Annotated in this window: 21 protein-coding genes; 10 read left to right on the top strand and 11 right to left on the bottom strand. The window is 70.7% G+C overall.

The window, feature by feature from the left end; all coding sequences use genetic code 11:
• Positions 1–19: 19 nt before the first annotated feature.
• Both SLINC_RS13545 and SLINC_RS13540 read right to left on the bottom strand, forming a co-directional pair.
• Positions 20–454: a cytidine deaminase family protein gene (locus SLINC_RS13545; RefSeq protein WP_067445302.1), complete on the bottom strand. Its 435-nt coding sequence runs from the start codon at positions 452–454 to the stop codon at positions 20–22.
• On the bottom strand, positions 451–1,389 hold the full coding sequence (locus SLINC_RS13540) for a phosphotransferase (RefSeq protein ID WP_067431422.1): 939 nt from the start codon (positions 1,387–1,389) through the stop codon (positions 451–453). Before SLINC_RS13540 ends, SLINC_RS13545 begins: the two co-directional genes overlap by 4 nt.
• A 225-nt stretch (positions 1,390–1,614) precedes the next feature.
• Between SLINC_RS13540 and rph the strand changes: the two genes are divergently transcribed.
• Positions 1,615–4,212, top strand: coding sequence for a rifamycin-inactivating phosphotransferase (rph, locus tag SLINC_RS13535; protein ID WP_067431418.1), 2,598 nt, complete (start codon positions 1,615–1,617; stop codon positions 4,210–4,212).
• A gap of 99 nt (positions 4,213–4,311) precedes the next feature.
• Here the strand turns inward: rph and SLINC_RS13530 are convergent, their stop codons facing one another.
• Positions 4,312–6,066, bottom strand: a complete 1,755-nt coding sequence (locus SLINC_RS13530) for an NAD+ synthase (protein ID WP_067431415.1) — start codon at positions 6,064–6,066, stop codon at positions 4,312–4,314.
• A 153-nt stretch (positions 6,067–6,219) separates the two neighbouring features.
• Here SLINC_RS13530 and SLINC_RS13525 point away from each other — a divergent pair, with 153 nt between their 5' ends.
• Positions 6,220–6,432 carry a hypothetical protein gene (locus SLINC_RS13525; RefSeq protein ID WP_067431412.1) on the top strand — a complete coding sequence of 71 codons (213 nt, stop codon included), beginning with the start codon at positions 6,220–6,222 and terminating at the stop codon, positions 6,430–6,432.
• Here SLINC_RS13525 and SLINC_RS13520 read toward each other — a convergent pair.
• From SLINC_RS13520 to SLINC_RS13510, 3 genes are all read right to left on the bottom strand, one after another.
• Positions 6,380–8,320 (bottom strand): S53 family peptidase, encoded by a 1,941-nt coding sequence (locus SLINC_RS13520; RefSeq protein WP_067431409.1) that lies wholly within the window; start codon positions 8,318–8,320, stop codon positions 6,380–6,382. The two genes, SLINC_RS13525 and SLINC_RS13520, sit on opposite strands and share 53 nt — an antisense overlap.
• Before the next feature lie 201 nt (positions 8,321–8,521).
• On the bottom strand, positions 8,522–9,139 hold the full coding sequence (locus tag SLINC_RS13515; protein WP_067431406.1) for a DUF305 domain-containing protein: 618 nt from the start codon (positions 9,137–9,139) through the stop codon (positions 8,522–8,524).
• Positions 9,136–9,819: a DUF3105 domain-containing protein gene (locus SLINC_RS13510; protein ID WP_067431403.1), complete on the bottom strand. Its 684-nt coding sequence runs from the start codon at positions 9,817–9,819 to the stop codon at positions 9,136–9,138. Before SLINC_RS13510 ends, SLINC_RS13515 begins: the two co-directional genes overlap by 4 nt.
• Positions 9,820–10,195: 376 nt before the next feature.
• Here SLINC_RS13510 and SLINC_RS13505 point away from each other — a divergent pair, with 376 nt between their 5' ends.
• On the top strand, positions 10,196–11,557 hold the full coding sequence (locus tag SLINC_RS13505; RefSeq protein WP_067431400.1) for a glutamine synthetase family protein: 1,362 nt from the start codon (positions 10,196–10,198) through the stop codon (positions 11,555–11,557).
• 112 nt (positions 11,558–11,669) lie between these two features.
• Complete coding sequence (locus tag SLINC_RS13500) at positions 11,670–12,167, top strand: hypothetical protein (protein WP_067431397.1); 498 nt, start codon at positions 11,670–11,672, stop codon at positions 12,165–12,167.
• A 24-nt stretch (positions 12,168–12,191) separates the two neighbouring features.
• Here SLINC_RS13500 and SLINC_RS13495 read toward each other — a convergent pair whose 3' ends face one another.
• The 3 genes from SLINC_RS13495 to SLINC_RS13485 all read right to left on the bottom strand — a co-directional run bounded on the left by SLINC_RS13495 (position 12,192) and on the right by SLINC_RS13485 (position 13,677).
• Complete coding sequence (locus SLINC_RS13495) at positions 12,192–12,602, bottom strand: VOC family protein (RefSeq protein ID WP_225988419.1); 411 nt, start codon at positions 12,600–12,602, stop codon at positions 12,192–12,194.
• A 23-nt stretch (positions 12,603–12,625) separates the two neighbouring features.
• Positions 12,626–13,072, bottom strand: coding sequence for a VOC family protein (locus SLINC_RS13490; RefSeq protein ID WP_067431395.1), 447 nt, complete (start codon positions 13,070–13,072; stop codon positions 12,626–12,628).
• A gap of 95 nt (positions 13,073–13,167) precedes the next feature.
• On the bottom strand, positions 13,168–13,677 hold the full coding sequence (locus SLINC_RS13485; RefSeq protein ID WP_067431393.1) for a pyridoxamine 5'-phosphate oxidase family protein: 510 nt from the start codon (positions 13,675–13,677) through the stop codon (positions 13,168–13,170).
• A gap of 136 nt (positions 13,678–13,813) precedes the next feature.
• Between SLINC_RS13485 and SLINC_RS13480 the strand changes: the two genes are divergently transcribed.
• Positions 13,814–16,798 carry a bifunctional [glutamine synthetase] adenylyltransferase/[glutamine synthetase]-adenylyl-L-tyrosine phosphorylase gene (locus SLINC_RS13480; RefSeq protein ID WP_067431391.1) on the top strand — a complete coding sequence of 995 codons (2,985 nt, stop codon included), beginning with the start codon at positions 13,814–13,816 and terminating at the stop codon, positions 16,796–16,798.
• 375 nt (positions 16,799–17,173) lie between these two features.
• Here SLINC_RS13480 and SLINC_RS13475 read toward each other — a convergent pair whose 3' ends face one another.
• Positions 17,174–18,031 (bottom strand): phosphatase PAP2 family protein, encoded by an 858-nt coding sequence (locus SLINC_RS13475; protein ID WP_067431388.1) that lies wholly within the window; start codon positions 18,029–18,031, stop codon positions 17,174–17,176.
• Between the two features lie 153 nt (positions 18,032–18,184).
• Complete coding sequence (locus tag SLINC_RS13470) at positions 18,185–19,219, bottom strand: LacI family DNA-binding transcriptional regulator (protein ID WP_067445298.1); 1,035 nt, start codon at positions 19,217–19,219, stop codon at positions 18,185–18,187.
• Positions 19,220–19,583: 364 nt separating this feature from the next.
• Between SLINC_RS13470 and SLINC_RS13465 the strand changes: the two genes are divergently transcribed.
• From SLINC_RS13465 to SLINC_RS13445, 5 genes are all read left to right on the top strand, one after another.
• Positions 19,584–20,852 carry an extracellular solute-binding protein gene (locus SLINC_RS13465; RefSeq protein ID WP_067431384.1) on the top strand — a complete coding sequence of 423 codons (1,269 nt, stop codon included), beginning with the start codon at positions 19,584–19,586 and terminating at the stop codon, positions 20,850–20,852.
• Between the two features lie 110 nt (positions 20,853–20,962).
• The gene (locus tag SLINC_RS13460; protein ID WP_067431381.1) at positions 20,963–21,967 is read left to right on the top strand and encodes a carbohydrate ABC transporter permease; all 1,005 of its coding nucleotides are present in this window, start codon (positions 20,963–20,965) and stop codon (positions 21,965–21,967) included.
• A gap of 13 nt (positions 21,968–21,980) precedes the next feature.
• Positions 21,981–22,892, top strand: a complete 912-nt coding sequence (locus SLINC_RS13455) for a sugar ABC transporter permease (protein ID WP_067431378.1) — start codon at positions 21,981–21,983, stop codon at positions 22,890–22,892.
• A gap of 131 nt (positions 22,893–23,023) precedes the next feature.
• Entirely contained in the window at positions 23,024–24,691 is a 1,668-nt protein-coding gene (locus SLINC_RS13450; RefSeq protein WP_067431375.1) for a glycoside hydrolase family 13 protein, read from the top strand.
• A gap of 175 nt (positions 24,692–24,866) precedes the next feature.
• Positions 24,867–26,252, top strand: coding sequence for an alpha-amylase (locus tag SLINC_RS13445; protein WP_067431372.1), 1,386 nt, complete (start codon positions 24,867–24,869; stop codon positions 26,250–26,252).
• The last annotated feature ends 25 nt before the right edge of the window (positions 26,253–26,277 follow it).

The following is a 26,277-nucleotide window of genomic DNA, read 5'->3' as shown; positions in this document are numbered from 1 at the left end:
TCACGTACGGCTTCATCGTCTACGGCTCCGACGGCGCGGCGGTGTCCGCCTCGACCTGGTGGTCGGCCCAGACGTAGCTCTCGGGCAGCAGGTCGGCGACGGGCACGGACCGGACGCGATCACCCCGACCGACGAGGACCTTGACGGCGGGGAAGCAGTCGAGCAGCACCTGACGACACCGGCCGCACGGCGGAACGACCCCGCGGTCACGGTCGCCGACGGCCACCACCGTCTCCAGTTCGTACACCCCCTGGGCGGCGGCCGCGCCGATGAGGACCAGCTCCGCGCAGGGCCCTCCCGTGAAGTGGTAGACGTTCACCGCGGTGACGATCCGGCCGTCGGGGGCGCGGCCCGCCGCCGCCATGGTGTGGTTGTCGCCCCGGCACCGCGTGCGCGCGACGTGGGCCGCGGCCCGGACGAGTTCCCGGTCGGCGGCGGGGAGCGCCGAGGTCATCCGGCCACCCCGCCGGCGAACGGTGTCGTCCGCCACTGGTCGACGGCCGGGCTCAAGTACTCCAGCAGCGCGGGGAACTGGGGCACGAGGGTGAGAGAGGTGATGGCCCGCAGCATGCCCACCGCGTTCACGAAGCGCAGGACGTCCTCGTTCAGCGGCCGCATGCCGTTGCGCCGCGCGCCGCGGTTGTAGGCGGCCTCAAGGTCGGGTCCGAGGGCGGCCAGGTCCCATTCGACGGGGCCCAGGGTGACCAGCTCGAAGTCGGCGTAGCGGGCGCCGTCCACCCCGGCGAAGACGTTCGCGGGCGGGGAGTCGCCGTGGACGGGCTGGAGGTCGACGCCGGGGAACGCCTTCTCGAACGCCGTACGCGAGCGCACGAGCGGCTCCAGGACCTGCCACTCCCGGCGGGCCCGGTCCAGATCGGCCGGAGCGAGCAGGTCGGGACTGTCACCGAGCAGGTCGAGGCTGTCGGTGACGAACTGCGGATCGGCCGCCGACAGGAACGACAGCGGGCCCGGATACGCGCGCATCGCGGCGTGCAGGTCGGCGGTGATCTCGGAGTTCGCCGCGTAGTCGGGCTCCTTGGACCGGTCCTCCTCGACGAACTGCCAGAACGTCATCGAGAATCCGTCCCGCCGAACGGGCTCCGGCGGCACCAGCGGGCTCGGCGGGATCACCGGCGTTCCCTGATCCGCGAGCCACCGGGTCACGTCCAGCTCCGCCCGCTGACGGTCTGCCAGGACGTCGAGGTCCGTGTGGGCCGGCAGGACGGTGGGAACGCGGGCCACGACCGGTGAGGGCGCGAGGTGGACGACGACGGAGAACAGGTCGTGCAGCACCCGGGCGTCCGTCACGGTGAGTCCGAGATCGCGCGCCGCCCCGACAGCCGCGTCCACTGCGGCCGAGGTACGGCGGGCCATGTCCTGGGGGGGCATTAAGTCGGTCACGCCAGTGATCGTCGCACGATCGCCGAACGGACGGAGAGAGATCCCCCCTCCCTTCTCAAGCTATAGCGCGCCGGGGGGCTTGCCGCAAGACCCGGGTGGGGGCGCACAATCGTCGGCCGATGCCACAACCTGCGGAAATGAGGGCACGAACGTGCGTGTGTTGCTGTCGACGTACGAGGGACGCGGCGACGTCGGACCGGTCGGGGGAGCGCGATGAGCGAGCCGTACGTGGTGGGTCTTCACGAAGTCGACGAGACGAGGGTCGCGGCCGTCGGCGGCAAGGCCGCGCACCTGGGCCGGCTGTCGCGGATCGACGGCATCCGCGTGCCGGCCGGTTTCTGCGTGACGACGGACGCCTTCCAACGGGTCGTGGCGCGGGCGCCGTCGGTCGACGACCTGCTCGATCGGCTGTCGCGCGTGGACCCGGACGACCGGGAGGCGGTCCGCACGCTCAGCGAGCGGACGCGCCGGACCATCGAGGGGATCGCCGTCCCGGGCGATCTCGCGGCGGCGATCACCGGCGCGCTCACCCGGTTCGGTGAGCGGGCCGCCTACGCGGTCCGGTCCAGCGCGACGGCGGAGGACCTGCCGACGGCCTCCTTCGCCGGCCAGCAGGACACGTACCTGAACGTGATGGGGCCGACGGCGATCCTGGAGCACGTCAGCCGGTGCTGGGCTTCGCTGTTCACCGAGCGGGCCGTGACCTACCGCCGGCGCCAGGGCATCGACCACCGCACGGTCCGCATGGCCGTGGTCGTGCAGCGGATGGTCCTCCCGGACGCGGCCGGCATCCTGTTCACGGCCGACCCCGTCACGGGCGACCGGCGGACCGCCACCGTGGACGCCGGCTTCGGCCTCGGCGAGGCCCTGGTCTCCGGCCTGGTGAACCCGGACGTCTTCAAGGTGCGCCACGGCGAGATCGTCGCCAAGGCGATCGCCGCCAAGCAGCGTGCCGTTCACGCCCTGCCGGCCGGCGGCACGCGGGAAGTGGCGGTCGACGCGCGGCGGCAGGAGCAGCCGGCGCTGACGGATGCGCAGGTCGTACGGCTCGTGGAACTCGGGCGGCGGATCGAAGCGCACTTCGGCCGCCCGCAGGACATCGAATGGTGCCTGGCCGACGACGACTTCCACATCGTCCAGAGCCGGCCGATCACGACGCTGTTCCCCGTCCCCGAGACCGGCGACCAGGAGCCTCACGTCTACGTCTCCGTCGGCCACCAGCAGATGATGACCGACGCCATGAAGCCCCTGGGGCTCTCCATGTGGCGGCTGACGGCGATGACTCCGATGCACGAGGCCGGCGGGAGGCTGTTCGTCGAGATCACCCCGCGCCTGGCCTCGCCCGCGAGCCGCGCCGGCCTTCTGGACCTCATGGGCAGGGGCGATCCACTGGTCAGGGACGCGCTGGAGACCGTCCTCGAACGTGAGGACCTCGTCCCGTCGCTCCCGGACCCGCCCCCCGCCGGGCCGCGGGCCGGGGGACCGCCCACCCCGATCGAGACCGATCCGGCCGTCGTTGCCGGGCTGATCGAGCGCAGCCGGGAGTCCGTCGCCGCCCTTCGGCGCGAGGTACGGACGAAGACCGGACCGGCGCTGTTCGACTTCCTGCTGGAGGCCGTCGAGGAGCACAAACGCGTCCTCGGAGACCCGCTGAACTTCCAGGCGATCATGGCGGGGATGGAGGCCACCTGGTGGCTCAACGACAAGCTGGAGGAGTGGCTCGGCGAGAAGAACGCCGCCGACACGCTGACCCTGTCCGCCCCCGGCAACGTCACCTCGGAGATGGGGCTCGCGCTGCTCGACGTCGCGGACGTGATCCGCCCGCACACCGAGGTGGTCGCCTTCCTGCGGGACGTACGGGACGACGGCTTCCTCGACGAACTGGGGAAGCTCCCGGGCGGCACCGAGGCACGCGACGCCATCGAGGCCTACCTCGACTTGTACGGCATGCGCTGCGTCGGCGAGATCGACATCACGAGGCCGCGCTGGCGCGAGCGTCCCGGCACGCTCGTTCCCGTGATCCTCGACAACGTCAGGAACTTCGAACCGGGCGCGGCCCGGCGGCGCTTCGAGCAGGGGCACCGGCAGGCGCAGCAGAAGGAACAGGAGGTGCTGTCACGCCTCAGGGCCCTGCCGGACGGGGCGCGGAAGGCAGACGAGACCAAGGCCATGATCGACCGGGTCCGCACCTTCATCGGCTACCGCGAGTACCCGAAGTACGACATCGTCAGCCGCTACTTCGTCTACAAGCAGGCCCTGCTGGGGGAGGCCGGGCGCCTCGTGCGGGCCGGCGTGCTTGCCGAGCAGGAGGACATCTTCTACCTCACGTTCCAGGAACTCCACGACGTCGTGCGCTCGCACCTTGTGGACGACCGGCTCATCCAACAGCGCAAGGACGCGTACCGCTCGTACCAGGCGCTCACCCCGCCCCGGGTGCTCACCTCGGACGGGGAAGCGCTCAACGGGGCGTACCGGCGCGACGACGTGCCGGCCGACGCCCTGGTCGGCCTGCCGGTTTCCGCCGGGACCGTCGAGGGGCGGGCCCGCGTCGTCCTCGACCTGGCGGACGCCGATCTCGAAGCGGGCGACATCCTGGTCACGACCTTCACCGACCCCAGCTGGTCGCCGCTGTTCGTCGCGGTCGCGGGCCTGGTGACGGAGGTGGGCGGCCTGATGACCCATGGCGCGGTGATCGCCCGCGAGTACGGCCTGCCGGCCGTCGTGGGCGTGGAGGGGGCCACCCGGCGGATCCGGGACGGGCAGCGGATCCGCGTGCACGGAACCGGGGGGTACGTCGAGCTCCTGCCCTGACCGACTGACCGACTGACCGCACCGACCGAGCGCACTGTGCGGCCGCACCGAGCGGCCGCACCCGCGCCCGTCACCGGCAGGACGACGCCGGCCCGCAGGTCACAAGGACTCCCGCCACCCGTTGGTGATCGGCAGCCGGCGGTCCTTGCCGAAGCCCTTCGCGGAGATCTTCGTGCCCGGCGGGTACTGGCGGCGCTTGTACTCGGCGGTGTCGACCATGCGCAGCGTCTTGGCGACCAGGGCGGGGTCGAAGCCGGCGGCGACGATCTCGTCGGCACCCTTGTCGCGGTCGACGTAGAGCTCCAGGATCGCGTCCAGGACGGGGTAGTCCGGCAGGGAGTCCGTGTCCACCTGGCCGGGGCGGAGTTCCGCGCTCGGGGGCTTGGTGATGGAGTTCTCGGGGATCGGCGGGGTCTGGCCCCGCTCCACGGCCGCGCGGTTGCGCCACTCGGCCAGGCGGAAGATCCACGTCTTGTAGACGTCCTTGATGGGGCCGTAGGCGCCCACCGAGTCGCCGTAGAGCGTCGAATAGCCCACCGCCAGCTCCGACTTGTTGCCGGGGGCCAGGACGATGTGGCCCTCCTGGTTGGAGATGGCCATCAGCATGGTGCCCCGGAGCCGGGACTGGAGGTTCTCCTCGGCCAGTCCCGTCAGTCCCAGCGACCCCATGTACGCGTCGAACATCGGCTCGATCGGCACCGTACGGAGGTTGAGGCCCGTGCGGCGGGCCAGTTCCGCCGCGTCGCCCTTGGAGTGGTCGGAGGAGTACTTCGAGGGCATCGAGACGCCGTACACGTTCTGCGCGCCCACCGCGTCGCAGGCGATCGCCGCGACGAGCGCCGAGTCGATACCGCCCGACAGACCGATCAGGACCGACTCGAAGCCGTTCTTGGTGACATACGCCCGCAGGCCCACGACCAGCGCCGAGTAGACCTCCTCGGCGTCGTCGAGGCGGTCCGCGTAGGCGCCGGTGTGCTCCGGCTCGTAGGGCGCGAGGGGCTCCTCGGACAGGACGACGCGGTCGATGCGCAGACCGTCGTCCACCACGCCCGTCGGGGCGTTCGGGGAGGCGGCCGGGAGGTCGAGGTCGAGGACCACGCAGCCCTCGGAGAACTGCGGGGCCCGCGCGATCACTTCGCCGTCCCGGTCGACGACGATCGAGTCGCCGTCGAAGACCAGTTCGTCCTGGCCGCCGCTCATCGCGAGGTAGGCGGTGGTGCAGCCCGCCTCCTGGGCGCGCTTGCGGACCAGCTCCAGGCGGGTGTCGTCCTTGTCGCGCTCGTACGGCGAGGCGTTGACGGAGAGCAGGAGGCCGGCCTCGGCGGAGCGGGCCGCCGGGACGCGCCCGCCGTCCTGCCAGAGGTCCTCGCAGATGGCCAGGGCCACGTCGACGCCGTGCACCCGCACCACCGGCATGGTGTCGCCGGGCACGAAGTAGCGGAACTCGTCGAAGACGCCGTAGTTGGGCAGGTGGTGCTTGGCGAACGTCAGCGCCACCTCGCCCCGGTGGAGCACCGCGCCCGCGTTGCGCGGGGCGCCGGCCGGCTGGCCGAACCTGGGCTGGGCGGACTCGGAGCGGTCGAGGTAGCCGACGACCACGGGCAGCTCCCCGAAGCCCTCGTCGGCGAGACGGCCGGCCAGCGTGCGCAGGGCCGTGCGGGAGGCGTCGACGAAGGACGACCGAAGAGCCAGGTCCTCGACGGGATACCCGGTCAGCACCATCTCCGGGAACGCCACGAGATGCGCTCCCTGCTCGGCGGAGTGCCGGGTCCAGCGGAGGATCGTCTCGGTGTTCTGGGCGATGTCGCCGACGCGCGAGTCGATCTGGTTCAGGGCGAGACGTAGTTGAGGCACGCGTTCAGTGTAATCGTCAGAGCGACGCGATGGGGTGATGGCCCCTCCGGTATCGCCGGTATCACAGCCCGCCCCCGGCCACCCGCGTTCCGGCGGAAAGCGGGCTCCCGTCACGCCTGCCGCGGTACGACTGGCCGTGACGAAGGAGGAGCAGTGAGTGACTGGCTGTTCGTCGCCGCCACCCTGACCGTCGGCGCCATCAGCAACACCCTGTTCGCGCGTGCCCGCTCGCACCGGCTGCGCGAGCGCGTCCGCCTCCCGACGGAACCCCGTCGGGAGGCGGACGCACCGGGATCGGGTCCCGCCGCCGTGGTCAGCGGCGGTACGACTCCACGTAGCCGCGCGCGGGTGTCCCCACGCCGGTGACGTCGTCGTAGCCCTTCACGGCCTGGAGCGAGCTGTCCTTGCCCAGGGTGCGGACCGAGGTGGCCAGGCCGCCGGTCGCGTCGTAGCCGTTGACGAAGTCGACCCGGGCCACGGCGAGGCCGGAGCCCGTCGGGTTGTCCGTGACGTCGTGGTAGAGCTTCGAGCCGTACTTCGCGTAGATCGTCGGGTTGGCGAAGCCGATCGGCGTGCCGCCCGCGGCCTCCTGCGCGAGAGCCTGTACGGCCGCGATCACCGGCGCGGCGAGCGAGGTGCCGCCGATGCGGTACTCGTCGTACGCCTGCGTCTTCCCGTCCGGCAGGGTCTGCGTCTGGCCCACCAGGAACCCCGTGTTGGGGTCGGCGACCGCCGCGATGTCCGGGACGACCCGGTTGCCCTCGGCGTTGTTGGCCTGGGCGAGCGCGTCCGGGACGACACCCTTCTGGTAGCCGGGCTCGGCGACGGACTTGCTGGTGCCGCCGCCCGCGCCCGAGGTGAAGGCGCCCGGGAAGTCGGTCCAGCTCTTGCCGTCGTCGGAGAGCGTCGCCTTGAGCGTGCCCCAGCCGGTCTCCCACTGGTACGTGTCGCGCTGGCCGACCGCCAGGGACGTACCGCCGACCGCGGTCACCCAGGCGGAGCTGACCGGGATGTCGACCTGCTTCGTCCCGGAGCTGGCGACCTCGTCGCCGTCGTCGCCGGAGGAGAAGTAGAAGCCGATGCCCTCCACCGCGCCCAGCTGGAAGACCTGGTCGTAGGCGGCCGCGATGTCCGGGGTCCCGGCGGACTCCACCTCGCCCCAGGAGTTGGAGACGATGTCGGCCAGGTGGTTGTCGACGACCTTGCCGAGCGCGTCCAGCAGATCGGCGTCGGTGCAGGACTGGGCACCCACGTAGGTGACGTCGGCGGCGGGCGCGACCGCGTGCACGGCCTCGACGTCGAGGGTCTCCTCGCCGTACCAGCCGGCCGCCGAGCAGTCCTTGGTGTTCGTGTAGCTCTTGGGCAGCACCTGGTGCAGCTGCCCGGTCTTCCACGCGGCGTCGCCGTGCTTCTTCGCGTAGGTGGCCGCGTCGTAGGCGATGGTCGGCGAGGCGTAGGCGTCGGTGATGGCGACGCGCACGCCCTTGCCGGTGCGGGTGCCCGCGCCGTACGCGGCCCGCAGCTGCTTGCCGGTGTAGCCCTTGACGGCGTACGGGATCTTCCCGCCGTAGGCGTCCGGCAGGGTGCTCGCGATGTTCGAGCCGTACGACGAGGAGAACGGCCCGGCGTTGCGGAACACGGTCTCCGGCGGCGGCAGCTGGTCGTCGTGGCTCAGCCGGTGCGGAGCGTTGTCCAGGCCGGTGACGGTCAGGACGGCGCCGTTCAGGCCCTCCGGGGCGGAGGCCGCCTTCGACGGGGCGCGATAGGTCCTGGAGCCCTTGGCGTAGTTGTGCAGCTGGGTGCCGAAGGCCTTCTCGGCGGCGGCCACGTCACCGCTGACGGCGACGTAGTGCTCGGTGACGTCCGTGACCTTCAGGCCCGCCGACGTCAGCCAGGACTTCACCGCGGCCACCTGGGCCGCGGTCGCGCCGAAGCGGTCCTTGGCCTGCCGGGCGCTGAGGTACTTGCCGTACGACGCGGAGGCCGGGTCGGACACGGCCTTCGCGTACGCGGCGAGGCCGGTGGCGTCCCGGCCGGCGAGGTAGACCCGGGCGGAGACCTGGGCGGCGTCGGAGCTGGCGCCCCGGTCGGCCTTGGCCGTGGCCCAGGCGGGCCGGGTGCCCGCCAGCGTCTGCCGGGCCGGGTTGTCCGCGGCGTGGGCCGCGGGCATGCCGAGCGCCAGCGCACCGGCGAGCATGGGCAGTGTGGCCGCCATGCCCACCCCGGCGCGGACCTTGGCGCGGTTGGATCTCATGGAACCCCCTGGTGTGGTTCGGCGCGAGTGATCACTCGACGCTGGCCACTCTCGCGACGAACCGTTCACGCCAGGGGAATGCCGATGCCAAGAAGGCCCCAATTAACCTAATGACAAGGCCATTTGAGGGTTAAGACAGCACCAACACCGAGGGTTATCCCGCTATGGACACAGGGGCACAGGACTCCCCGGGGGGCGCGGTCAGCGCGCCTTCGCGCCCCGCTCCTTGAGCATGCCCGCCATCAACGAGATCTCCGACTCCTGGCCGTTGACCATGCCCTGGGCGAGCCGCTTCTCCACGCCGACCGCGCACTTGTCCACACAGCCCTCGGCCATGTGGATACCGCCCTTGTGATGGTCCGTCATCAGCTGGAGGTAGAAGACCTCGGCCTGCCTGCCGCTGAGCGTGTTCAGCTTCTTCAGGTCGCTGTTGGTCGCCATGCCCGGCATCAGCGCCCCGTCCTTGCCGGCCGGCATGTCACCCATGCCCATCCAGCTCATCGGCCGGCCCGCGGACACCTTCGGCAGCCCCCACAGGTCCAGCCAGCCCAGCAGCATGCCGCGCTGGTTGGCCTGCGTCTGCGCGATGTCGTACGCCAGCCGCCGCACCTCCACGTCGTCGGTGCGGTCGCGCACGATGTACGACATCTCCACGGCCTGCTGGTGGTGCACCGCCATGTCGCGGGCGAAGCCGGCGTCCGCGGACTCGGCGGTCGGGGTGCCGTCGCCGGAGCCGCTGTCCTCGGCGACGGCGTAGGTGATCGCGCCCGCCGCGACGAGCACCCCCGCCACGGCCACGGCCACCGCGGCGGACCTCACTTCGACAGACCGTTCGTGCACGCCGCGCCCGGCTCGGGCGTCTGCTTGCCCTGGACGTACTGGGCGAAGAACTTGTCCACGTTCGGGTCGGAGGCGCCCGTCACCGTGCGCTGGTGCCCCCACGCGGACAGCATGATCGGGGCCGCCTGCTTCTCGTCCGGGCTCATCAGGGTGTACGGCGTCTGCTTCACCTTGGCCGCGAGCGCGTCCACGTCGGCCTTCTTGGCCTTGCTGGTGTACGTCACCCACACCGCGCCGTGCTCCAGGGAGTGCACGGCGTTCATGCTGTTGATCGCCTCGGTGTAGACGTCGCCGTTGCAGTTCATCCAGACCTGGTCGTGGTTGCCGCCGACCGGCGGCTCCATCGGGTACTTCACCGCCTTGGTGACATGGGTCTGGCCCAGCTTGCCCTTCCACGTCTTCACGCCGTCCGAGCCGGTGGTGAAGCTCCCGGAGATCCCGGCGTCGCCGGTGGGCTTGGAGTCGGCCGCGGTGCTCGCGTCGTCGTCGGACTGCGAGTTCACCAGGATCACGCCGCCGACGACGAGACCGACGACGACCACCACGCTCGCCCCGATGGTGAGGATGCGGCTACGGCGTTCCCGAGCCCGCTCGGCACGCCGCATCTCCTCTATTCGCGCCTTGCGGTCCGCGTTGCTGCTGTTCTTGGCCGAGCCCATGCGATGTCCTTCAGGGGGAAAGGGGCGGTCGTGTGGGCTGATCGTAATAGGGAGGGAAAGAACACCCGTAGGCCGGTCACAGGAATGGCCGAAGATCGGGGTCCGGCAGCCGCCCGCGCGCGGCGCTCCGGCCCTGCGGGGAGCGCTCCGACCAGGTCCGGGGGCTCCCGGCATTACGGATGTCGGTCCGAGCAGGCAAGATGGGCGGCAGAGCAGTACACCCGACGGTGGCGAGGCGTTCACTCCGAGGTCGACCGGTCGATCATGGTGCGCAACGCGTTCGAAATGGTGTTGTGGTGTGATGCCCGAGTGCCCGACCGCCTCCTGCGGGACAGAGAGACAGGCGGCCTGACCAGCAAGGATGGGGAAGCGCAAGATGGACAAGCAGCAGGAGTTCGTGCTCCGGACGTTGGAGGAGCGCGACATCCGGTTCGTACGCCTGTGGTTCACGGACGTGCTGGGCTTCCTCAAGTCCGTCGCCGTGGCCCCGGCGGAACTCGAACAGGCCTTCGATGAGGGCATCGGTTTCGACGGCTCCGCGATCGAGGGCTTCGCCCGGGTCTACGAGTCCGACATGATCGCCAAGCCGGACCCCTCGACCTTCCAGATCCTGCCCTGGCGCGCCGAGGCCCCCGGCACCGCCCGCATGTTCTGCGACATCCTCATGCCGGACGGCTCCCCGTCCTTCGCCGACCCGCGGTACGTGCTCAAGCGGGCCCTGGCCCGCACCTCCGACCTGGGCTTCACCTTCTACACTCACCCGGAGATCGAGTTCTTCCTGCTGAAGAACAAGCCGACCGACGGCTCCCGGCCCACCCCGGCCGACAACTCCGGCTACTTCGACCACACCCCCCAGAACATCGGCATGGACTTCCGCCGCCAGGCGATCACCATGCTGGAGTCGATGGGCATCTCGGTCGAGTTCTCCCACCACGAGGGCGCCCCCGGCCAGCAGGAGATCGACCTGCGCTACGCCGACGCGCTCTCCACGGCCGACAACATCATGACCTTCCGCCTGGTCATGAAGCAGGTGGCGCTGGAGCAGGGCGTCCAGGCGACGTTCATGCCGAAGCCGTTCTCGGAGCACCCCGGCTCGGGCATGCACACCCACCTCTCCCTCTTCGAGGGCGACCGCAACGCCTTCTACGAGTCCGGCGCCGAGTACCAGCTCTCCAAGGTCGGCCGCTCCTTCATCGCGGGCCTGCTCAAGCACGCCGCGGAGATCGCCGCCGTCACCAACCAGTGGGTCAACTCCTACAAGCGCATCTGGGGCGGCTCCGAGCGCACCGCCGGCGCCGGCGGCGAGGCCCCCTCGTACATCTGCTGGGGCCACAACAACCGCTCCGCGCTCGTCCGCGTCCCGATGTACAAGCCCGGCAAGACCGGCTCGGCCCGCATCGAGGTCCGCTCCCTCGACTCCGGCGCCAACCCCTACCTCGCCTACGCCATGCTCCTGGCCGCCGGCCTCAAGGGCATCGAGGAGGGCTACGAGCTTCCCCCGGGCGCCGAGGACGACGTCTGGGCCCTCTCCGACGCCGAGCGCCGCGCCATGGGCATCGAGCCCCTGCCCCAGAACCTCGGCGAGGCCCTCACCCTCATGGAACGCAGCGACCTCGTCGCCGAAACCCTCGGCGAGCACGTCTTCGACTTCTTCCTCCGCAACAAGCGCCAGGAGTGGGAGGAGTACCGCTCCGAGGTGACGGCGTTCGAGCTGCGGAAGAACCTGCCGGTGCTGTAGGGCCGGACAGCGGTCCGGGAAAGGGAGCCCACGGTGCGTGTGCGTGGGCTCCTCTCCCGTCCGGGTGAGGTGTGCGGCATGATGATCGGTATGACCGCCCACCGAAAGGCCCATGCCGCGTAAGCGGCCCGGCGCGTTGCGCGCCGCTTCTCGTTCGTCGTCGTATCGGCCGCGCCGGTGGGACATCCCGGCCCCGGACCGCATCCACGGACTGTCGGCGTCCACCAGTCTCGCTGTGCACCGGTACGAGGCACTGTCGGACGACTACTACGTCTTCCCCGGCGCCATCGCGTACGCCCTGCGCCGGTACCGGGGCTTCCTGAAGCCGCCGGGGCGCCGGCCGCGGTATCCGTATCTGGACGACTGCGACTGCCGGGGCTGCTCGCTGCGGGACGTCCGGCACGCCCGGGACGTGCTCGACGGGGCCCTGAAAGAGCTGCCGCCGCGGGCCCGGGCGGAACTGGGACGGGTGGTGGCGGGCCTGGACCGCGGTTACCTCGCCCGTACGCTGCCGGACCCGCTCGCCCACACCCGTCGGCCAAGGGGCACCGACGGGTGGTGGCATCGGCGATTGGAAGGCTGCCGGTACGCGCAGAGCGGCAGCGTCTGACCCGCCGCCCTCGCGGCAAGGTGTTCAGGAGATCGGCTGGCCGATGCCCAGCAGGTTGCCCTCGCTGTCGCGGAACCACGCGCCGCGTTCGCCGCGGAAGCTCTTGCTCGGGTAGTGGCCCGCCACCTCCGCGACGCCGTCCTTCGTGCGCAGGCCGGGGACGTCGACCTCCTCGAACACCACCCCCCGTGCCCGCAGCTCCGCCATGATCTCGTCCAGGTCCTCGACCACCCACCCCATCTGCGTGAAGGTGCCGGGCGAGGCCCCGGTCGAGGCGAACAGGGCGAATTCCGTGCCGCCGCACCGGTACAGCAGGCCCCCCGGCCGCTCGTCCACGGGGTCGAGACCCAGCGCCTCGGAGTAGAAGCGCCGGGCCCGCTCCAGATCCCGGGCGGGCAGCCGGGTCGCCACGGTCCCCCTGGCCAGCTGGTTCACAGCGTTCTCCCTCCGGGTCGTCGCTACTGCCCCCGTGCCGCCAGATCCGCCAGCACCTTGTGCAGCGGCTCCGTCACCCGGCGGCGGTACTCCTGGATGGACCAGCCGTTGCCGTCGGGGTCCTTGAAGTACATGAAGGTGGCGCCGTCGTCGGGTGTGTACTGCACCGGCTCGGAGACGTCGAGGCCGCGCTCGACCAGTTCGGCGTGGGCGGCCTTGATGTCGGAGACGCAGAGCTGGAGGCCCTGGTAGGAGCCGGGCCGCGGCTTCTCGCCCGGGGACATCTCCCAGATGCCGTCCCCGAGGGCGAGCGAGCAGCCGGAGCCCGGAGGTGTCAGCTGGACGATCCGCATCCCCGGCATGACCTCCTGGTCGATGTCCACGTGGAAACCGACCTTGTCCCGGTAGAAGTCCCGGGCCCGGTCGATGTCGCTGACGGGCAGCGGTATCACTTCGAGCGTGAAGTCCATGGCGTGACCCCTTCGTCGACGTCAGTGTCGGTACGAGCGATAGTCCACACGAGCACGAGCACGAGCCGGTACGGCAGCCATCGCCGCGGCAGCCCTCAGAACCGCCACCGCGTCTGGCTGAACGGCTCCCCCTTACCGAAGCCGAAAACGGTGCTCGGCGCCACCGCGAAGACGACAGCATGACCCGCCCCGTGGTGGAAATACCCCTCCCGTACCTCGAAGCGCCAGAATTCTCCGTACTTCGTCTCCCACGCGGCGGCCAGTTCGCGCAGCCTGCCGTCGTCCGAGACACGTACCGCCTCTCCCTCCACCACCAGGTCGTAGCCCTTGTCCCAGATGTTGGTGCCGGTGGTCAGCACGACGTGCGGGTTGTGCGCGAGGTTCTTCGCCTTGCGCTCCACCGGCCCGGTGCAGAAGTGCAGCGCGCCGTGGGCCCAGACCGCGGGCAGCGGGGTCACGTGCGGCCGCCCGTCCGGCCGTACCGTCGAGATCCAGAACAGTTCGGCCGCCGCGAGCAGCGCCTCGGCGTCGGCCCAGGGGATGGGCACGGCCGTTTCGTCGCTGTAGCGCGGGTCGAGCAGGGTCTCGGGTGCGTTGTCGGTCATCGTCGTCCTCCAGACGTAGCCCTCACTACAGGGCGTACCCCGCTGCGCGAACTCATCGCCGCACTCCCCGGCGCTTCCGACAGGCTGTGCGGTTAGGCTCGGGCCGGTACGACCTTGATCGGACGGGAGGCCGGGGATGACGGCGCCGGGGCGCAGGAGCAGTACCTTCACACGACTGCTGCGGCACGGCTTCACCGATCCCTCGGCCGCCGAGCGGCTCCTGGACAGTGCGGAACTGTCCGCCGTACGCAATGACCCGGTGCTGCTGGAGGCTCTCGGCGCGACCGCCGATCCCGACCTCGCGCTCCATGGTCTCGTACGGCTCCTGGAGGCGCAGGGCGACCGTGAGCTGCTGGACACGGTGATAGCGGCCAAGCCGCTGCGCGACCGGCTGCTGGGGGTGCTGGGGGCCTCCGCCGCGCTCGCCGACCACCTCGCCCGGCATCCCGGCGACTGGCACGCGCTGGTCATGTACGAGCCGCGCGACCTGCACCCCGGGGTGGAGGAGTTCGAGCGGGGCCTCGCCGAGGCCACCGACCCGGTCTCGCTACGCGTCGCCTACCGCCGCTGTCTGCTGTCCATCGCCGCCCGTGACGTGTGCGGTACGACCGACCTCGCCCAGACCGCCGCCGAGCTCGCCGACCTCGCCACCGCGACCCTGCGCGCCGCCCTCGCCATCGCGCGGGCCGCCGCGCCCGACGACGCCGCAGTGTGCCGGCTCGCGGTGATCGCGATGGGCAAGTGCGGCGGCCACGAGCTCAACTACGTCTCCGACGTCGACGTCATCTTCGTCGGCGAGGCCGTCGACGGCGCCGACGAGGGCAAGGCGGTCCGGGCGGCCACCAAGCTCGCCTCGCACATGATGCGGATCTGCTCCGAGACCACCGTCGAGGGCTCCATCTGGCCGGTCGACGCCAACCTGCGCCCCGAGGGCAGGAACGGCCCGCTGGTGCGCACGCTCTCCAGCCATCTCGCCTACTACCAGCGCTGGGCCAAGACCTGGGAGTTCCAGGCGCTGCTCAAGGCCCGCCCGGTGGCCGGCGACGCCGAGCTCGGCGAGGACTACATCGCCGCGCTCGAACCCCTGGTCTGGAAGGCCGCCGAGCGCGAGAACTTCGTCCCCGACGTGCAGAAGATGCGCCGCCGGGTGGTGGAGAACATCCCGGTCACGGAGATCGAGCGCGAGCTGAAGCTCGGGCCCGGTGGCCTCAGGGACGTCGAATTCGCCGTCCAGCTCCTTCAGTTGGTGCACGGCCGGTCCGACGCCTCCCTGCGCAGCGGCACCACCCTGGACGCTCTCCAGGCCCTGGCCGCCGGCGGCTACGTGGGCCGCGGTGACGCCGTCCAGCTCGACGACGCCTACCGCTTCCTGCGCTCCATGGAGCACCGCATCCAGCTCTACCGGCTGCGCCGCACCCACCTCGTCCCCGAGGACGAGGCCGATCTGCGCCGCCTCGGCCGCTCGCTCGGGCTGCGTGCCGACCCGGTCGCCGAGCTGACCCGCGAGTGGAAGCGGCACACCGGTGCCGTACGCCGGCTCCACGAGAAGCTCTTCTACCGGCCGCTGCTCGACGCGGTCGCCCAACTCGCCCCCGGCGAAGCCAGGTTGAGCGCCGAGGCAGCTCGGGAACGGCTGGTCGCGCTCGGGTACGCGGACCCCGCCTCGGCCCTCAGGCACCTGGAGGCGCTGGCCTCCGGCGTCTCCCGCAAGGCCGCCATCCAGCGCACCCTCCTTCCGGTGCTGCTGGGCTGGTTCGCCGACTCCGCCGACCCGGACGCCGGGCTGCTCAACTTCCGCAAGGTGTCGGACGCGTTGGGCAAGACGCCCTGGTATCTGCGGCTGCTGCGGGACGAGGGCGCCGCCGCCGAGAACCTCGCCCGGGTGCTGTCCGCCGGACGGCTCGCCCCCGATCTGCTGATGCGCGCCCCCGAGGCGGTGGCCCTGCTCGGCGACGGCGACGGCGGCGGCCTGGAAACCCGCTCCCGGGCCCATCTGGAGCAGGAGATCCTCGCCGCGGTCGGCCGCGCGGACGGCGCCGTCCAGGCGGTCACGGCCGCCCGCGGGGTCCGCCGCCGCGAGCTGTTCCGTACGGCCGCCGCGGACATCGTCGGCTCCTACGGCACCGAGGCCCAGCCCGTCGAGGCCGACCAGGGCGCCCTGGTGGACCTGGTCGGCGGCGCGGTGTCCGACCTGACGTCGGCCACGCTCGCGGGCGCCCTGCGCGCGGTCGTCCGGGAGGGCTGGGGGGACACCCTGCCCACCCGGTTCGCGGTCATCGGCATGGGCCGCTTCGGCGGCCACGAGCTGGGCTACGGCTCCGACGCCGACGTCCTGTTCGTGCACGAGCCGCGGGACGGCGTCGAGGAGCGCGAGGCCTCCGACGCGGCCAACAAGGTCGTCTCCGAGATGCGCCGCCTGCTCCAGATCCCGAGCGCAGACCCGCCGCTGCTCATCGACGCCGACCTGCGCCCGGAGGGCAAGTCCGGGCCGCTGGTGCGGTCGTTGAAGTCGTACGAGGCCTACTACCGCCGGTGGTCCCTGGGCTGGGAGGCGCAGGCGCTGCTACGGGCCGAACCCGTCGCCGGGGACGAGGAGCTGGGCCGCCGGTTCGTCGAGCTCGTCGACCCGCTCCGCTATCCGACAGCCGGACTCGGCGACGACGCCGTCCGGGAGATCCGGCGCCTGAAGGCCCGGATGGAGTCCGAGCGGATGCCGCGCGGCGCCGACCCCAAGCTGCACACCAAGCTCGGGCCCGGCGGCCTGTCCGACGTCGAGTGGACCGTGCAGCTGCTCCAGTTGCGGCACGGCGCGGAGGTGGCCGGGCTGCGCACCACCCGCACCCGCGCCGCCCTCACCGCCGCCCGCACTGCCGGCCTCCTCTCCGAGGAGAACGCCGGCATCCTCGACGAGGCATGGGTGCTCGCCACCCGCGTCCGCAACGCGGTGATGCTGGTGCGGGGGAGGGCCGGCGACACCTTCCCCTCCGGCGCCCGCGAACTGGCCGCGGTGGGCCGATACCTCGGCTACGGCCCCGGCCACGTCGGCGACATGCTCGACGACTACCGCCGCACGGCCCGCCGCGCCCGGGCCGTGGTGGACGACCTGTTCTACGGCGGATGAGTACGGGTAGGGGTGCCTCGCGGCGCGCTGTGCGGCTTCGGTGGGGGTTTCTGTAGCGCCCACTGTCGTGTGGTGGGTCGGGGCCGGGGCGGGGGGTCTCCGTCCTCGGTCCGGCGGTGCTGTGTCTCCAAGAGGTGCTGCGTGTTGGACGCCGGCCGCTGCGGGCGGACACCCCCCGCCCCGTCCCCTCACCGCCGTGGGCGGCCAGGGCGCCAACTCCGGACGGTGCCTCATGTCCAACGGCGGCTTTCCCTACCTAGGGGCGCGGGGAACTGCGCGACCAGCCCCCACACACCCGCAGCCGCCCTACGACCGAACAAGGCACCCCAGAAGGCGAAACCCGCACAGCTCACCCCACGGCAACCACACCGTCGGTCACCCGGGACGGCGCCTGCCCACGGCAACCGGTACCAGCCGCGGCAGCGCGTGCGGGAACGCGCCGTACCAGACGCGGGCCACCGTGAAGCCGAAGGCCAGGCAGAGCATGCCGCCCACCGCGTCCAGCCAGAAGTGGTTGGCGGTGGCGACGATCACCACCAGGGTGGCCGCCGGGTACAGCAGCCCCAGCACCCGCACCCACGGCACCGACGCCAGCGCGAAGATCGTCAGCCCGCTCCACAGGGACCAGCCGATGTGCATCGACGGCATGGCCGCGTACTGGTTCGACATGTTCTTCAGGTCGCCGGAGGCCATCGAGCCCCACGTCTGGTGGACCATGACGGTGTCGACGAAGTGGCCGCCGTTCATCAGGCGGGGCGGGGCGAGCGGATACAGGTAGTAACCGACCAGGGCGACCCCCGTGGTCGCGAAGAGCACCAGACGGGTCGCCGCGTAGCGTCCGGGATGGCGGCGGTAGAGCCAGACCAGCACGCCCAGCGTCACGATGAAGTGCAGGGTCGCGTAGTAGTAGTTCATGCCGACGATGAGCCAAGTCACCGAGTTGACCGCGTGGTTGACGGACTGCTCCACGGCGATGCCCAGATGGTGTTCGGCCTGCCAGATCCAGTCGGCGTTGCGCAGCGCCTCGGCCCGCTGCTCCGGGACCGCGTTGCGGATCAGTGAGTACGTCCAGTAACTCACCGCGATCAGAAGGATCTCGAACCAGAGCCGAGGCCGACGGGGGGTGCGCAGCCGGCGCCAGAACCCCCGTTCCGCCTCCGCCGCGGGGGCCACGACAGGGTCAGGAACGGCTTCTGCGCGGCCGCTCTGCGTCGTCACGGTCGTGTCACCCATAGGCACAGAGTCTGCCAGAAAAGCCCTTTCGCACCGATCATCCCCCGGTCGGGTTCGACCCGCACGTTCTACGCCCGGCGGACCCCCGAAAACTACTACCGGCGCAGGGCGAAGACCATTCTCCTCCACCCAGCGCAGGAGGGCCCGCGGACGTCACGGACGCGAGCGTTCCCCGGGCGCCGAAGCGGTCGATCCGCGCACCACCAGCTCCGGCATGAACACGAACTCGCTGTGGGGTGCCGGAGTCCCGCCGATCTCCTCCAGGAGCGTACGGACCGCCGCCTGCCCCATGGCCGGGACGGGCTTGCGGACGGTCGTCAGCGGGGGATCGGTGAAGGCGATCAGCGGGGAGTCGTCGAAGCCGACGACCGAGACGTCCCGGGGCACGTCCAGGCCCCGCTGCCGGGCCGCGCGTATCGCGCCCAGGGCCATCATGTCGCTGGCGCACACCACGGCCGTGCAGGAGCGGTCCATGAGGGCGGTGGCGGCCGCCTGGCCGCCCTCCAGGGTGTACAGGGAGTGCTGGACGAACTCCGACTCGACGGCGGCCGCGGCCAGCCCCAGCTGGTCCTGCATGGTGCGCACGAAGCCCTCGATCTTGCGCTGCACGGGGACGAACCGCTTGGGTCCCAGCGCCAGCCCGATCCGGGTGTGGCCCAGCGACACCAGGTGCGTGACCGCGAGGGTCATCGCCGCCCGGTCGTCGGGGGAGATGAACGGCGCCTGCACCTTCGGCGAGAAGCCGTCCACGAGCACGAACGGCACGCCCTGGGCGCGCAGTTGCTCGTAGCGCTGCATGTCGGCGGAGGTGTCCGCGTGCAGCCCGGAGACGAAGATGATGCCGGCCACGCCCCGGTCGACGAGCATCTCGGTGAGCTCGTCCTCGGTGGAGCCGCCGGGGGTCTGGGTGGCCAGCACCGGGGTGTAGCCCTGCCGGGTCAGCGCCTGGCCGATGACCTGGGCCAGGGCCGGGAAGATGGGGTTCTCCAGCTCCGGGGTGATCAGCCCCACCAGGCCCTCGCTGCGCTGCCGCAGCCGGACCGGGCGCTCGTAGCCCAGCACGTCGAGGGCGGCCAGCACGGACTGCCGGGTGGTGGCGGCGACGCCCGGCTTCCCGTTGAGGACGCGGCTGACGGTCGCTTCGCTCACCCCCGCCTGGGCGGCGATGTCGGCAAGCCGTGTGGTCACGGCACCGGACTGTACCGGCCGTATCGTCATCGCGGTCCCTCTTCTGGTCGGCGCCCCTTGTCCCGCAAGGGGATGATTCCCCTGCCTCGGTCCGATGGCAAGAGCTTGCAGAGTCTTGCACAGACCCCCCAATCCCTGCTCGGCCCAGGTGGGACCGGGCTCCGGGGCGGTCGCGGGCAGGTCACGGCGGCATAACTCTCGGGCTGTCTTGCAATATTTTGCTGCAAGGCCTTTCGCGGCGCTTTGCATCGCTGTTACGTTCCCACTCGCCCGGCGGCCGCAACGGCGCAGTCGGCAAGTCGCAGGGTCGGCAGACGGGGTCGTCTCCTGCACACACACGGGCTTTCACCCTCAAGGAGAACTCATGCGGCGTGGCATAGCGGCCACCGCGCTGGTGGCGTCCCTCGCCCTCACGGCGACGGCCTGCGGCTCCAGCGACAGCGGCGACTCGGCCGACGGTCCGGTCACCCTCACCTGGTGGGACACCTCCAACGCCACGAACGAGGCGCCGGCGTACCAGGCGTTGATCAAGGAGTTCGAGGCCGCCAACAAGGACGTCAAGGTCAAGTACGTCAACGTCCCCTTCGACCAGGCGCAGAACAAGTTCGACACCGCCGCCGGCTCCAAGGGCGCCCCGGACATCCTGCGCTCCGAGGTCGGCTGGACCCCCGCCTTCGCGAAGAAGGGCTTCTTCCTGCCGCTGGACGGCACCGAGGCCCTCGCCGACGAGAGCAGGTTCCAGCCCAACCTGATCGAGCAGGCCAAGTACGAGGGCAAGACGTACGGCGTCCCGTTCACCACGGACACCCTCGCCCTCGTCTACAACAAGGCCCTCTTCCAGAAGGCCGGCGTCGAGGCCCCCAAGACCTGGGACGACCTGAAGAAGGCCGCCGCCGCCGTCAAGGACAAGACCGGCGTCGACGGCTACTGGGGCTCCACCCAGGCCTACTACGCGCAGACCTTCCTCCACGGCGAGGGCACCGACACCGTCGACGCCGAGGCCAAGAAGGTCACCGTCGACTCGGCCGCAGCCAAGAAGGGCTACGGCACCTGGCTGAGCCTGTTCTCCGGCAAGGGCCTGCACAAGGCCGACACCACCGCCGACGCCTACGCCCACATCCAGGAGGCGTTCGTCAGCGGCAAGGTCGCCTCGATCATCCAGGGCCCGTGGGAGATCACCAACTTCTACAAGGGCACCGCCTTCAAGGACAAGAACAACCTGGGCATCGCCACCGTCCCGGCCGGCTCCACCGGCACGGCGGGCGCCCCGACCGGCGGCCACAACCTCTCGGTCTACGCCGGCTCGGACCCCGCCCACCAGAAGGCGGCCCTGAAGTTCGTGAACTTCATGACCTCCGCGAAGTCCCAGACGCAGATCGCCCTGAAGAACTCCACGCTGCCGACCCGCGACGACGCCTACACCGCCGAGGTCAAGGCCGACCCGGGCATCGCCGGCTTCCAGACCGTCCTGCCCGCCGCCCAGCCGCGGCCCGCGCTGCCCGAGTACAGCTCCCTGTGGGGCCCGCTGGACACCGAGCTGCCGCAGATCGCCGGCGGCAAGGAGTCCCTGGACGAGGGCCTCGGCAAGGCGAGGACGGCGATCGCCAAGCTGGTCCCGGACTTCAGCAAGTAAGCCCCGCGTGGGCCGTCGGATCCGCCAGGTGACAAGGGGGGACGGATCCGACGGCCACCGGCCTGTGCCCGGACCGTGTAGGCCCAAGATCTTCCAGAAGGTGTCGAACCATGACAGTCGCCATCGACCGCGCGACCGGCAGGCGCCGCGGTGACCGTGCGCCGAAGCCCGGCCGGGTCCAACGCCTCAGGCGCGGCTACCAGAAGCACTGGTACGCCTACGCGATGATCGCCCCGGTGGTGATCGTCCTCGGCGTCCTCGTGCTCTACCCCCTGGCGTACGGCTTTTACCTCACGCTCACCGACGCCAACAGCCTCAACTCGGCCCGCACGATCGGCGTCAACCACATCGACGCCACCTACAAGTTCATCGGCTTCGACAACTACGCCGACATCCTCTGGGGCGACACCGCGTACGACCGCTTCTGGTCGCACTTCATCTGGACGATCGTGTGGACCGCGCTCTGCGTCACGCTGCACTACACGATCGGTCTCGGCCTCGCGCTCCTGCTCAACCAGAAGCTGCGCGGCCGCACCTTCTACCGGATGGTGCTGATCCTGCCCTGGGCCGTGCCGACCTTCGTCACCGTCTTCGGCTGGCGCTTCATGCTCGCCGACGGCGGCATCATCAACTCCTTCCTGGAGACCCTCCATCTGCCGACACCGCTGTGGCTGGAGGACACCTTCTGGCAGCGGTTCGCCGCGATCATGGTCAACACCTGGTGCGGTGTGCCCTTCATGATGCTGTCGCTGCTCGGCGGCCTCCAGTCCATCGACTCCGCGCTGTACGAGGCCGCCGAGATGGACGGCGCGAGTGCCTGGCAGCGCTTCCGCCACGTCACCCTGCCGGGCCTCAGGAGCGTCAGCTCCACCGTCGTACTCCTCGGCGTGATCTGGACCTTCAACCAGTTCGCCATCATCTTCCTGCTGTTCGGCACCACCGCCCCCGACGCCCAGATCCTGGTCACCTGGTCGTACTACCTCGGCTTCGGACAACAGCCGCGCGACTTCGCGCAGTCGGCGGCCTACGGCATCCTGCTGCTGGCCGTCCTGATCGTCTTCACCTCCTTCTACCGCCGCTGGCTGAACCGCAACGACCAGCAGCTCGCGATCTGAGGCAGGAGTTCCCATGAGTACGACCGAAGTCGAGACCTCCGCCGCGACGAGCGCGCGGAACTCCCCGGCCGGCCCGCCCGGCAGGACCCGGCGCCGCGGCGAGAGCGGCCCCGGCGTCCGCCTCGCCTCCCACGGCATCCTGATCGCCGCGAGCCTGGTCGCGCTGTTCCCGATCGTCTGGCTGGTCTATCTGTCCCTCGGCCCGGACAAGGACGACTACCTGCACCCCGGCGGCATCTGGGGAAAGATGACGTTCGACAACTACACGTTCGTCCTTGAGAACACGAAGTTCTTCGACTGGCTCCGGACCACGCTGGTCGTCGTGCTCGGCACCACCGCCATCGGCGTGGTCATCTCCGCCACCACCGGCTACGCGGTCTCGCGGATGCGCTTCCCGGGCTACCGGAAGTTCATGTGGGTGCTACTGGTCACGCAGATGTTCCCGGTGGCCGTACTCATGGTGCCGATGTACCAGATCCTGTCGGACCTCCAGCTCATCGACACCTACCTTGGCCTCATCCTGGTGTACTGCACGACCACCGTCCCGTACTGCGCCTGGCTGATGAAGGGCTATTTCGACACCATCCCGTTCGAGATCGACGAGGCGGGACGCGTCGACGGGCTGAACCCCTTCGGCACGTTCGCCCGCCTGATCCTGCCGCTCGCCCGGCCCGGCCTGGCGGTGGCCGCCTTCTACAGCTTCCTCACCGCCTTCGGCGAGGTCGCGTTCGCGTCGACGTTCATGCTGTCCGACACGAAGTACACGTTCGCCGTCGGCCTTCAGACCTTCGTCAGCGAGCACGACGCACAGCGGAACCTGATGGCGGCGACGGCCGTGCTGATCGCGATACCGGCCGCCGCGTTCTTCTACTTCGTGCAGAAGAACCTGGTGACCGGGCTGACGGCGGGCGGCACGAAGGGGTAGGGCCCGCCCGCACCCCCCGATACCCGAGGCGGCCGTGGTGACCATCCGACCCCGCTGTCACCATGGCCGCCTCGTCACCCCCCTACCTTTGACCTGATGACCCGATGACTCCGTTACGTACCAAGGACGCCATGAGCCAGCAGCACTCCGCCGTTGACCCGGCACCCACCTCCCCCCTCGCCACCGCCCCGCGCGGGGACTGGTGGCGGGACGCGGTGATCTACCAGGTCTATCCGCGCAGCTTCGCCGACAGCAACGGCGACGGCATGGGCGACCTGGAGGGCATCCGCTCCCGACTGCCGTACCTGCGCGACCTGGGCGTGGACGCCGTGTGGCTCAGCCCCTTCTACGCGTCCCCGCAGGCCGACGCCGGCTACGACGTGGCCGACTACCGGGCCGTGGACCCCATGTTCGGCAACCTCCTCGACGCCGACGCCCTGCTCCGCGACGCCCGCGAGCTGGGCCTGCGGATCATCGTCGACCTGGTGCCCAACCACTCCTCCGACCAGTACGAGTGGTTCAGGCGGGCGGTCGCGGACGGTCCCGGATCGCCGCTGCGGGACCGCTACCACTTCCGGCCCGGCAAGGGCGAGAACGGCGAACTGCCGCCCAACGACTGGGAGTCGATCTTCGGCGGGCCCGCGTGGACCCGTGTCGAGGACGGCGAGTGGTACCTCCACCTCTTCGCCCCCGAACAGCCCGACTTCAACTGGGAACACCCGGCCGTCGGCGACGAGTTCCGCTCGATCCTGCGGTTCTGGCTGGACATGGGCGTGGACGGCTTCCGTATCGACGTGGCCCACGGACTGGTGAAGGCGGCGGGTCTGCCCGACATCGGCGGCAGCGACCAGGTGAAGCTGCTGGGCAACGATGTCATGCCGTTCTTCGACCAGGACGGCGTGCACGAGATCTACCGCCAGTGGCGCACGATCCTCGACGAGTACCCCGGTGAGCGCATCTTCGTCGCCGAGGCCTGGACGCCGACGGTCGAGCGCACCGCGAACTACGTCCGCCCGGACGAGCTCCACCAGGCCTTCAACTTCCAGTACCTGAGCACGGAGTGGGACGCCGGGGAACTGCGGACGGTCATCGACCGCACCCTGGAGGCGATGCGCCCGGTCGGCGCCCCCTCCACCTGGGTCCTGTCCAACCACGACGTCACCCGCCACGCCACGCGCTTCGCCAACCCGCCCGGCCTCGGCACCCAGATCCGCACGGCGGGCGACCGCGACCTGGGTCTGCGCCGCGCCCGCGCCGCCACGCTGCTGATGCTGGCGCTGCCGGGATCGGCGTACATCTACCAGGGCGAGGAACTGGGCCTGCCCGACGTCGTCGACCTGCCCGACGAGGTCCGCCAGGACCCGGCCTACTTCCGCGGCGCCGGCCAGGACGGCTTCCGTGACGGCTGCCGGGTGCCGATCCCGTGGACGCGCACGGGATCGTCGTACGGCTTCGGCGGCGGGGGCAGCTGGCTGCCGCAGCCGGAGGGCTGGGGCGAGCTGTCCGTCGAGGCCCAGAGCGGTGTGCCCGACTCCACCCTGGAGCTGTACCGCACCGCCCTCACCGTCCGCCGTACCCAGCCCGACCTGGGCGCCGGTGATTCGGTGCAGTGGCTCCGTGCCCCCGAGGGCGTCCTCGCCTTCCGCCGCGGCGAGTTCGTCTGCGTGACCAACACGAGCGGTGAGTCGGTGACGACCCCGGTCCACGGCCGCGTGCTCCTCACCAGCGGCGAGATCACCGAGGCGGACGGCGAGGCGAAGGTCCCGTCGGACACCACGGTGTGGTGGACCACGGCCTGACGGACCGTCTGGCGTCGGAGGCCCGTCGCGGGCCTCCGACGCCAGACGCATGTCAGGGCACCGTGTGAAAGTTCTTTCCGTTACTTTCATGGCTCTTGCTGTAAACCTTGCGGCGGCGATACGTTCACGCCGGCGCCGGGCAAAGACGCCCGGCCGTCACGCAAGGAGCCCCCACGTGATATCGAGATGGTCCGCGACCGCCACCTCCGTGGCCACCGCGCTCGCCGCCGCGGCGGCCGTTCTGGCCCCCGGTACCGCCCAAGCCGCCCCACCCGGCACCAAGGACGTCACCGCCGTCCTCTTCGAGTGGAACTTCGCCTCCGTCGCCCGGGAATGCACCAACACCCTCGGCCCGGCCGGCTACGGATACGTCCAGGTCTCCCCGCCCGCCGAGCACATCCAGGGCTCGCAGTGGTGGACCTCCTACCAGCCGGTCAGCTACCGGATCGCCGGCCGGCTCGGTGACCGTACGGCCTTCCGGAACATGGTCGACACGTGTCACGCGGCCGGGGTGAAGGTCGTCGTCGACACCGTCGTCAACCACATGTCCGCGGGCAGCGGCACCGGGACCGGCGGATCCTCGTACACGAAGTACACCTACCCCGGCCTGTACTCGTCCCCCGACTTCGACGACTGCACCTCCCGGATCACGAACTACCAGGACCGCTGGAACGTCCAGCACTGCGAACTGGTGGGCCTCGCCGACCTGGACACCGGTGAGGAGTACGTCCGGGGGGCCGTCGCCGGCTATATGAACGACCTGCTCTCCCTCGGCGTCGACGGCTTCCGCATCGACGCGGCCAAGCACATCGACACCGCCGACCTGGCGAACATCAGGTCCCGGCTCGCCAACCCGTCGGCGTACTGGAAGCAGGAGGTCATCTTCGGCAGCGGCGAGGCCGTCCAGCCCACCGAGTACACGGGCAACGGCGACGTCCAGGAGTTCCGCTACGCCTACGACCTCAAGCGCGTCCTCACCGACGAGAACCTCGCCTACCTGAAGAACTACGGCGAGGGCTGGGGGTACATGAGCGGCTCGGTCGCCGGCGTCTTCGTCGACAACCACGACACCGAGCGCAACGGCAGCACCTTGAACTACAAGGACGGCGCCGACTACACCCTCGCCAACGTCTTCATGCTCGCCCATCCGTACGGCGCCCCCGACATCAACTCCGGCTACGAGTTCACCGACCACGACGCCGGACCGCCCAACGGCGGCCAGGTGAACGCCTGTTGGCAGGACGGCTGGAAGTGCCAGCACAACTGGCCCGAGATCAGGTCCATGGTCGCCTTCCGCAACGCCACCCGCGGCGCGGCGGTCACCGACTGGTGGGACAACGGAGCGGACGCCATCGCCTTCGGCCGGGGCGGCAAGGGCTTCGTGGCCATCAACCACGAGTCGGGCCCGCTGAGCCGTACGTACCAGACCTCCCTGCCCGCCGGGACGTACTGCAACGTGCAGAACAACACCAGCGTGACCGTGAACGCCGACGGCCGGTTCACCGCCACCCTCGGCGCCGACACCGCCCTCGCGATCCACGCGGGCAAGTCCGCCTGCTGAGCGCGCTCCTCGACCCCTCGTGTGC

The sequence above is a fragment of the Streptomyces lincolnensis genome (genome assembly GCF_001685355.1).
GTDB lineage: Bacteria > Actinomycetota > Actinomycetes > Streptomycetales > Streptomycetaceae > Streptomyces > Streptomyces lincolnensis.
The sequence above is the reverse complement of the archived record's forward strand: the minus strand, read 5'-3'. Positions and strand labels throughout refer to the sequence as shown.